Source organism: Kineococcus indalonis, from assembly GCF_009906395.1.
Taxonomy (GTDB): Bacteria; Actinomycetota; Actinomycetes; order Actinomycetales; family Kineococcaceae; genus Kineococcus; species Kineococcus indalonis.
Window position 1 is genome coordinate 984 of sequence record NZ_JAAALM010000176.1, and the last position, 6211, is coordinate 7194.

The following is a 6211-nucleotide window of genomic DNA, read 5'->3' on the forward strand; positions in this document are numbered from 1 at the left end:
CCCGGCCCCGCCGGTGGCCAGGACCACCGCGCGCGCCCGCACCCGGTGCGCCACCTCGGCGCCGGAGGCGCTGCGCAGCAGCAGGTCCGCGCCCACGACGCGCCCGTCCTCCACGACGAGGTCCGCGCAGAACGCGTCCTCGTGCACGGCGACGCCGCTGCCGCGCACCGCCCGTGCCAGCGCGGCGGACACGGCCGCGCCGGTGCGGTCCCCGCCGGCGTGCAGCACGCGCGGGCGCGAGTGCGCCGCCTCCAGGCACAGCGCGTGCTCGCCGTCGCCGTCGCGGTCGAACGCCACGCCGCGCGCGACGAGGGCGCGCAGCGCGGCCGGCCCGGCGGCGACCACGGCGCGCACGGCCGCCTCGTCGCACAGCCCCGCCCCGGCGGCCAGGGTGTCCGCGGCGTGGGCGTCGACGTCCCCGGCGCCGGCGGCCACCGCGATGCCGCCCTGGGCGTAGCGGGTGCTGCCGTCGCCCAGGGACGTCTTGGTGGCCAGCACGACCGAGCCGGTGCGGGCGGCGTCCAGCGCCGCCGTCATCCCGGCGATCCCGGCGCCGAGCACGAGGACGTCGCAGGAGGCCCCGCGGGGCGGGGTCCCGCCGGGCGCCAGCGCGCCGGTGCTGCTCACGGCCGCACGGCCAGCATGCGCTCCAGCGCCGTGCGGGCGTCGTCGGCGACCTGCTGCTCCACCCGCACCCGGTTCACGACCCGCCCGTCCACCAGGGACTCCAGCACCCACGCCAGGTACGCGGGGTGGATGCGGTACATCGTCGAGCACGGGCACACCACCGGGTCCAGGCAGGTGATGGTGAGGTCGGGGCGGGTGTCGGCCAGCCGGCGCACCATGTTGACCTCGGTGCCGATCGCGAACGCCGTGCCGGCCGGGGCGGCGTCCACGACGCGCTGGATGTACTGCGTCGAGCCGCTCTCGTCGGCGGCGTCGACGACCTCCACCGGGCACTCCGGGTGCACCACGACGCGCACGTCGGGGTTCGCGGCGCGGGCGGCCTCGATCTGCGCGACGGTGAAGCGCTGGTGCACCGAGCACCAGCCGCGCCACAGCACCACGCGCGCGTCCTGCAGGGCCTGCTCGGAGTTCCCCCCGCGCGCCTTGCGCGGGTCCCACAGCGGCATCGCGTCCAGCGGCACGCCCATCGCCTTGGCGGTGTTGCGGCCCAGGTGCTGGTCGGGGAAGAACAGCACCCGCTGGGCGCGCTGGAACGCCCACTCCAGCACCTCGCGGGCGTTGGAGGAGGTGCACACGATGCCGCCGCGGGCGCCGCAGAACGCCTTCAGCGCGGCGGCGGAGTTCATGTAGGTCACCGGCAGCACGGGCACCCGCCCGTCGGCGTCGGGCTCGGTGCCGTACAGCGCGGTGAGCTGGTCCCAGCAGGCGTCCACCGAGTCGATGTCGGCCATGTCGGCCATCGAGCAGCCCGCCGCGAGGTTGGGCAGGATGACCGGCTGCTCGTCGGTGGTGAGCAGGTCGGCGGTCTCGGCCATGAAGTGCACGCCGCAGAACACGACGAACTCCGCCTCCGGGTGGCGCTGGGACTGCTGCGCCAGCTGGAAGGAGTCGCCGACGAAGTCCGCGTACCGCACGATCTCGTCGCGCTGGTAGGCGTGCCCGAGCACGGTGACCCGGCTGCCCAGGGCCTGCTTGGCGGCGCGGATGCGCGCGTCCAGCTCGTCCGCGCCCAGCAGCCGGTACTCGGCGGGGATCTGCTGCTGCACCGGCGTGGTGGCCGGGGCGGGGTCCTGCCGGGAGGCGCCGGCGCCGTAGGTGGGCGCCGGCAGCGGCAGGCCCGGGGCGGCGTCGAACTGCCACGGCCCGGTGGGCAGGTCGGGGTCGCACGTGTCGGTGCTCACGCCGCCGGGGGTGCGGGCGAGCAGCGCGATCTGCGTGGGGACGGACGCCATGGCGTGCCTCTCTGGACGGGCCCGGCCTGTTCCGGGTCGCGGTGTGCGGGTGCCCCGCACGGGTTCTGGAGGTCCTCCGCGGGGCCGCGGGGTTCCGCTCGGTGGGCCGGCGGGGTTCCTCAGGCCGGGGGACCGGCCGGTGAGAACGGCCCGGCCGAGCCCTCGGGGACGACCGCCCGGTACAGCTTCGGCGGCCGGTGCCGCCCGCCGGCCTGCCGCCCGCCGGTGGCCGTGATCGTGCCGGAGTGCTCCACCTGCCGGCGGAAGTTCGCCGGGTCCAGCGGGCGCTGCAGGATGGCCTCGTGCACCTCGCGCAGCTCCGCGAGGGAGAACTCCTCGGGCAGGAAGTGCAGCGCCACGTGCGCGTGCTGCACCTTCGAGCGCAGCCGCCACACCGCGTACTGGACGATCTCGTCGTGGTCGAACGCCAGGCCGGTGCAGTCGTCGGCCGCGGTCCAGCGCACGTTCTCGCCCTCGGCGGCCGCGGCCGCGAGGTGGTTGCGCACCAGCGCCGAGTACACGACGGAGACCACGCGCTGACCGGGGGAGCGGTCGGGCCGGCCGAACGTGTAGAGCTGCTCCAGGTAGCTGGGGCGCAGCCCGGTCGTCTCGGCCAGGGTGCGGCGCCCGGCGTCGCTGAGGCTCTCGGCGGTGCGCACCCACCCGCCGGGCAGGGCCCACTGCCCGCCGAACGGGTCGCGGGTGCGGCGCACCAGCGGCAGGTGCACCCGCGGTGCGCCCGCGCGGTCCGGGAGCAGCGCGAAGATCACCGTGGAGACGGCGACCAGGATCGCCTGCTCGGACTGCACCACCGCGACGCCGCCACCCTCCGTGCCCGCCCGGTCCCACCGGGCGGGTGAGTAAGGGTGGTTCTGACAACAACTGCGGTCGAGCGTAGGACAGCGCCCGGCCCGACGGCAAGCGCCCCCCGGGTGCAGCCGTGCGCCGGAGCGCGGCAGGAGCCCGCCGCGCGCCCACCGGCAGCCGGTCCAGGTGGTGCACCCCCGCAGGCGCCGAGCCGCCGGCCAGCGACAGCGCCGTGCGGGCCGCCACCGCGGCCGTCGCCCGCGCCTGCTCCACCCCCGCCACCGCGAACGCCGCGTGCGCGCGCCCGTCCGACGACCACGCGTCGGCGGGCGCGAGGGGGCGCGCGGTGCGCACCCGATCGCCCGGCGCGGCCCGCGGCAGCCCGACCCGCAGCCCGCGCACCCGGCCCGCGGCGGCGCCCAGCACCACCACGTCCACCGGCCCGTCCGCCCGCTCCCGCTGCGCGATCACGCCCGCGATCACGCCCGCCGGGGCGCGCTGCGCGGCAGCCGGTTCCGCGCCCGGCGAAACCGGCGTGACAAGTCCCGGGAGCAGTCGTACCGTCGAAGCACACGGGAGAGGAGGTGGTCCGGTACATGAGTTCTCATCGGACGCGTGAGGTGGCTGCCCGCTAGCAGCCGCGCGATGGACGCGGACCGCTCTGGTCGCCCCGCGCGGCGCGGCGATTACCAGGCAGTCACCGGGTCCCCGGGCGCCGGCCCGTCCAGCCGGCCCTCTGCCCGCACAGCGGGGGAGGAAGCGCCCGGGGACTTCCCGCGCCCGCCGGCGCCCCGATCCCGCACCGGCGCGCTCGCCGCCCCGGGTCGTGACCCCGGCGCACCACCTATCCTCACCGGGTGGAACCCCGCACCGCCCGCCGGCGCTGGCTGGTCGACACCACCCCGCTGCGCGAGAGCCCGGCGTTCCGCCGCCTGTGGGTGGGGCAGTCGCTGGCCGGCATCGGCACCCAGCTCACCGTGGTCACCGTCGGCCTGCAGGCCTACGACCTGACCTCCTCCACCTTCGCCGTCGGCCTCGTCGGCGTCTTCGCGCTCGTGCCCCTCGTCGCGCTCGGCCTCTACGGCGGCGCCCTCGTCGACGCGCACGACCGCCGCCGCGTGGCGCTGCTGGCCTCGCTGGCGCTGTGGGCCGTGGCCATCGCGCTGGCCGCGCAGGCCTGGCTGGGCTCCGGCTCCATCGAGCTGCTGTACGCCCTCGTCGCCCTGCAGAGCGCCGCCTTCGCCGTGAACAACCCGGCCCGCTCCGCGATCGTGCCCGGGCTCGTGCCCGCCGCCCAGCTGCCCGCCGCCAACGCCCTGTCCGGCACGGCCAACGCGCTCGCGCTGACCGCCGGCCCCCTGCTGGCCGGCTTCCTCGTCGACGGCGGCGGCTTCCGCGTCGCCTACACCGTCGACGCCGTCACGTTCGTCGCCGCCCTGGCCGGGGTGTGGCGGCTGCCGCCGGTGCCCCCGCACCGGCCCGACGGCGCCCGCCGCGCCGGGCTGCGCTCGGTGCTGGAGGGCGTGCGCTTCCTGGGCACCCGCCCCAACGTGCGCGCCACCTTCCTCGTCGACCTGTGCGCCATGGTCCTCGCGATGCCGCGCGTGCTGTACCCGGCGATCGGCGCCGTCGACCTCGGCGGGGGGGCGCGCACCGTCGGGCTCCTCGGGGCCGGCTTCGCCGCCGGCTCCGTGCTGGCCGGGCTGCTCTCCGGACCCCTGGGGCAGGTGCGCCGGCAGGGCGCCGTCGTCGTCGGCTGCGTCGCCGTCTACGGCGCGGCCGTGGCCGCCTTCGGCGCCGTGCTCGTCGCCGCCCCCGACGGGGCCGGCTGGCGCCTGGCCGCCTGCACCGGCCTGCTCGCCGTGTGCGGGGCCGCCGACGCCGTCAGCTCGATCTTCCGCGGCACGATCCTGCAGGTCGCCACCCCCGACGCCCTGCGCGGTCGCCTGCAGGGGGTGTTCATCGTCGTCGTCGCCGGCGGCCCGCGCCTCGGCGACGTCGTCCTGGGCGGCACCGCCGAGCTCACCGGCGAGGGCGTCGCGGCCCTGGCCGGCGGCCTGGCGTGCGTGGTCGCGGTCCTGCTGCTGGCGCGCGCCCAGCGCGGCTTCACCCGCTACGACGCCCTGCACCCGCAGCCGTGAGCCCCGCGGCCCGCACCGGTGCGGGCCGCGGGGGCCATGACGGATGATGGGCGCTGTGAGCGACCTCATCGACACCACCGAGATGTACCTCAAGACGGTCTTCGAGCTGGAAGAGGAGGGCATCGTGCCGATGCGCGCCCGCATCGCCGAGCGGCTGCACCACTCCGGCCCCACCGTCTCCCAGACGGTGGCGCGCATGGAGCGCGACGGCCTGCTGCACGTGGGCACCGACCGCCGCCTGGAGCTCACCGAGGCCGGCCGCACCAAGGCCATGCGCGTCATGCGCAAGCACCGCCTCACCGAGCGGCTGCTCACCGACGTCATCGGCCTGGAGTGGTCCCTCGTGCACGAGGAGGCCTGCCGCTGGGAGCACGTGATCTCCGAGGAGGTCGAGAAGCGCCTCGTCGACATCCTCGACCACCCCCACTCCTCGCCCTACGGCAACCCCATCCCCGGCCTGGAGGAGCTCGGCGAGGTCGCCGCCGAGGAGGACTTCCGCGCCGGCGTGCAGCCGCTGACCGCCGCCGGGGTGGAGGGCCGCCCCGTCGTCGTGCGCCGCCTCGGCGAGCCCCTGCAGACCGACGTGGCGCTGCTGGCCCGCTTCGCCGGCGCCGGCCTGCGCCCCGGCGCCGAGGTCGTCGCCAAGGCCGGCGCCGGCGGCTACGAGGTCTCCCTGGGCGGCACCGTCCTGGAGCTGACCAACGCCGAGGCCTCGCACCTGTTCGTCGCCGCCCAGGGCTGAGCGCGCCCCTGCGGGCGCCCCGGCGGCGGCACCGGCGGGGGTGCTCCGGGTGGGGGATCCGTCACGTTCGCGGCACCGAGCCGTCACCGGGTCGTGACATCCGGCCCGTGGACGGGTTATGGTCCACCCGCTTCCGTGAACGTTCACGCGGAAGCCCTCGCGCGCACGCCGAGCCCTGCCACCGCGTCGAGGTCCCCGGACATCACTGGTGGCAGGGACGGGGGAACCAATTTCCCGGGCGCGATCCGACGGCCAGCCCGGCCGCGGCGAGCGTCCTAGGGGTGAAGCCGGTGAGAACCGGCCGGGCGACACTCCCGCCCGAACCCGACAGCTCACCTCGCAGGCGTCGGAGAGGCCAACCACCTTGACGACTCGCGTCCCGGCGCGCCACCGCGCCCCCGTCCGTCCCCGCACGCCCCTGACCGACCTCGGCGAGGCCCTCAACCGGCACGCGAACGGGGTCGGCCGCGCCGGTGCCGTCGCCGCCGCGACCGGCGGCCTGCTCGTCACCGTCGCCCTGCCGGCCGGTGCCGCTCCCGCCGCGGCCCCCGCCGCCGCGCCCGCGGGCGTCGGCACCGTCAGCACCGCCGTCAGCGGCGGCC

The 6211-nt window shown here is 77.2% G+C and carries 5 protein-coding genes, 1 pseudogene and 1 riboswitch; of the genes and pseudogenes, 3 read left to right on the forward strand and 3 right to left on the reverse strand.

From position 1 onward, the window contains the following. From GTR00_RS22975 to GTR00_RS10465, 3 genes are all read right to left on the reverse strand, one after another. The coding region (locus tag GTR00_RS22975; RefSeq protein WP_205705501.1) for an FAD-binding protein at window positions 1-627 on the reverse strand (627 nt) is incomplete at its 3' end. Beyond that, window positions 624-1919 (reverse strand): quinolinate synthase NadA, encoded by a 1296-nt coding sequence (gene nadA / locus GTR00_RS10460; RefSeq protein ID WP_166611566.1) that lies wholly within the window; start codon window positions 1917-1919, stop codon window positions 624-626. The genes GTR00_RS22975 and nadA, both read right to left, overlap by 4 nt. A gap of 119 nt (window positions 1920-2038) precedes the next feature. Then, window positions 2039-2731, reverse strand: a complete 693-nt coding sequence (locus GTR00_RS10465) for an NUDIX hydrolase (protein ID WP_166611567.1) — start codon at window positions 2729-2731, stop codon at window positions 2039-2041. An 852-nt stretch (window positions 2732-3583) separates the two neighbouring features. On the opposite strand from GTR00_RS10465, the gene GTR00_RS10470 reads away from it, so the two are divergent. From GTR00_RS10470 to GTR00_RS10480, 3 genes and pseudogenes are all read left to right on the forward strand, one after another. After that, the gene (locus GTR00_RS10470; protein WP_166611568.1) at window positions 3584-4867 is read left to right on the forward strand and encodes an MFS transporter; all 1284 of its coding nucleotides are present in this window, start codon (window positions 3584-3586) and stop codon (window positions 4865-4867) included. A 55-nt stretch (window positions 4868-4922) separates the two neighbouring features. Then, window positions 4923-5609, forward strand: a complete 687-nt coding sequence (locus tag GTR00_RS10475) for a metal-dependent transcriptional regulator (protein WP_166611569.1) — start codon at window positions 4923-4925, stop codon at window positions 5607-5609. Between the two features lie 183 nt (window positions 5610-5792). Beyond that, window positions 5793-5968, forward strand: a riboswitch (cyclic di-AMP (ydaO/yuaA leader). Between the two features lie 5 nt (window positions 5969-5973). Then, window positions 5974-6211 (forward strand): annotated as a pseudogene (locus GTR00_RS10480) (C40 family peptidase); the annotation flags it as partial.

Excerpts from the sequence above, each read along its gene's own strand:
- nadA (WP_166611566.1), bottom strand. The coding sequence starts at position 1,919 with ATGGCGTCCGTCCCCACGCAGATCGCGCTGCTCGCCCGCACCCCCGGC.